Annotated in this window: 2 protein-coding genes and 1 tRNA gene; 2 read left to right on the top strand and 1 reads right to left on the bottom strand. The window is 72.9% G+C overall.

Annotated elements, in window-relative coordinates:
- The first annotated feature begins 19 nt into the window (after positions 1 to 19).
- Positions 20 to 91: transfer RNA gene (locus tag ACFVUY_RS20200), tRNA-Val, on the top strand.
- Positions 92 to 457: 366 nt separating this feature from the next.
- Here the strand turns inward: ACFVUY_RS20200 and ACFVUY_RS20195 are convergent.
- On the bottom strand, positions 458 to 655 hold the full coding sequence (locus ACFVUY_RS20195) for a hypothetical protein (protein ID WP_359915397.1): 198 nt from the start codon (positions 653 to 655) through the stop codon (positions 458 to 460).
- A 406-nt stretch (positions 656 to 1,061) separates the two neighbouring features.
- On the opposite strand from ACFVUY_RS20195, the gene ACFVUY_RS20190 reads away from it, so the two are divergent.
- Positions 1,062 to 2,049: serine/threonine-protein kinase (locus ACFVUY_RS20190; RefSeq protein WP_387731655.1), on the top strand; the 988-nt coding region annotated here is incomplete at its 3' end.

Genomic DNA, 2,049 nt, shown 5'->3' with positions numbered 1-2,049 from the left:
TGCAGGACTGCCACATCAGGCGCGATTAGCTCAGCGGGAGAGCACTACCTTGACACGGTAGGGGTCACTGGTTCAATCCCAGTATCGCGCACAGTAACGGCCGGGGCCGCGATCCATCAGGATCGCGGCCCCGGCCTTTTGTCGTCTCGTTCCCGTGGTTCCCCTGGCCCCGACCGCTGGAACCACCGGGGCGGCCGGGACAACCGGGGCGTCCGGGACAACCAGGACAACTGGGGCGGCCGGCGGGAACAGGGGTGGGAAAAGAGAAGAGCCGCGTACGGACGCCCTCACCGACGTCCGTACGCGGCGTCTCCGCCTGCCGGGGCGCTCTGCGCACCGCTCTCGCCCGTCCGCGTGTCATCGCGGCCGCGGCCTCCCCGGCGGCACCGCTCCCCGTCCCCAGGGGATCGGTGCCCGTCTTCGACCGGCCTCGGGGCCGGTGTCCTTCATTCCCCGCTCAGCGGGTGATCAGATCGGCGACGGCCTGGGCCTGGTTCGCCATCTGCTCCCACCCGCCGAACAGCAGCACCAGGAGCACGGCGCACGGCAGGGCCATCGCCAGCGCCACGGCGGGGTGCCGCGTGGGCTGCTCGGTGGACCGGGACTGGACAGAGGCCGGCCGACGGCGGGGGGTTCCCGTGATCTGCGGTGCCATGTCCTTGCTCCTGATCCGGTCGAGTTGGCGCGGTGGACGGCTTACCTCGGGGGACGAGCTCCCCGTCCACCGCTGGACACAACGCTATTGGCCGGAGGGTCCTCCGGGCGTCATGCCGTCGTACTGTTCCTCGGACGTCCGGGAGGATGACGATCCCACTCGGGGCCTACTACCGCAGGGGGACGGAAGGCTCATCCGACCCCCGAGGGAACCCTGAGGGGCAACCCCGAGAAGCCCTTCGACGCCCTTGTGACCTGCAGGTCAACGCAAGATCCGACAATCGCACGGTGGCTTCAGGTGTTGCGTATCAGCACACCGCAGCGGGCAGTCCGTAAGCTGTGCCAGACAGGAACTGACGATGCCCCAACCGACGGGGCCTCACCCACAGGCTGACGGGGAACGAAACATGGCGATGATGCGGCTGAGGCGTGAGGACCCCCGCATCGTCGGGCCGTACCGCCTGCACCGGCGACTGGGCGCCGGCGGCATGGGCGTGGTCTACCTCGGCTCCGACCGCCGCGGGCAGCGCGTCGCCCTCAAGCTGATCCGCGCCGAGCTCGCCGAGGACCAGGAGTTCCGCACCCGCTTCGCCCGCGAGATCGCCGCCGCCTCCCGGATCCGGGGCGGCTGCACCGCGCGCGTGGTCGGCTCGGACATCGAGACCGAACGGCCCTGGCTGGCCACCGCGTACGTGCCGGGGCCCTCGCTCTACAAGCGGGTCGGCGACGAAGGGCCGCTCAACTGGCCCGAGGCCGCCCGGATCGGGGCCGCGCTCGCCGACGGACTGGTCAAGGTGCACGAGGCGGGAGTGGTCCACCGGGACCTCAAGCCGTCCAACATCCTGCTCTCGCCCCGAGGCCCTCGGATCATCGACTTCGGCATCGCGTGGTCGCGCGGCGCCAGCACGCTCACCCACGTCGGCACCGCGGTCGGCTCCCCCGGCTTCCTCGCGCCCGAGCAGGTCCGCGGGGTCGCCGTCACGCCCGCCACCGACGTCTTCGCCTTCGGGGCCACCCTCGCGTACGCACTCACGGGGGACACCCCGTTCGGATCCGGGGCGTCCTCCGAAGTGATGCTGTACCGGGTCGTCCACGAGGAGCCCGACCTCTCCGCCGTGCCGCCCCAACTGGCGCCACTCATCCGGGCCTGCCTGGCCAAGGAACCCGCCGAACGCCCCGGAGCCGCCGCGCTGCACGAGCGGCTCAGCGAACTCGCGGCGCGCGGTGCGGCCGCCGGGAACCCCGGCGGCGCCCGCGGCACACGACCCGGACGGGCCGCCCCCGCACCCGCTCCGGCCCAGCAGGAGAACGCCCGGCAGAGCGTGCCGGCCCCCGGACGCCCGCCCGAGCCGCCCGCCGCGGCACGGGCCCGGGCGGCGGCGGGCCGCCCCGGCG

The organism is Kitasatospora sp. NPDC058063 (assembly GCF_042885395.1).
Lineage (GTDB): Bacteria > Actinomycetota > Actinomycetes > Streptomycetales > Streptomycetaceae > Kitasatospora > Kitasatospora lactacystinica.
This window is presented reverse-complemented; position numbering and strand designations above follow the sequence as displayed.

Coding starts and splice junctions, on each gene's coding strand:
- ACFVUY_RS20195 (WP_359915397.1), bottom strand. CDS start 655: ATGGCACCGCAGATCACGGGAACCCCCCGCCGTCGGCCGGCCTCTGTC.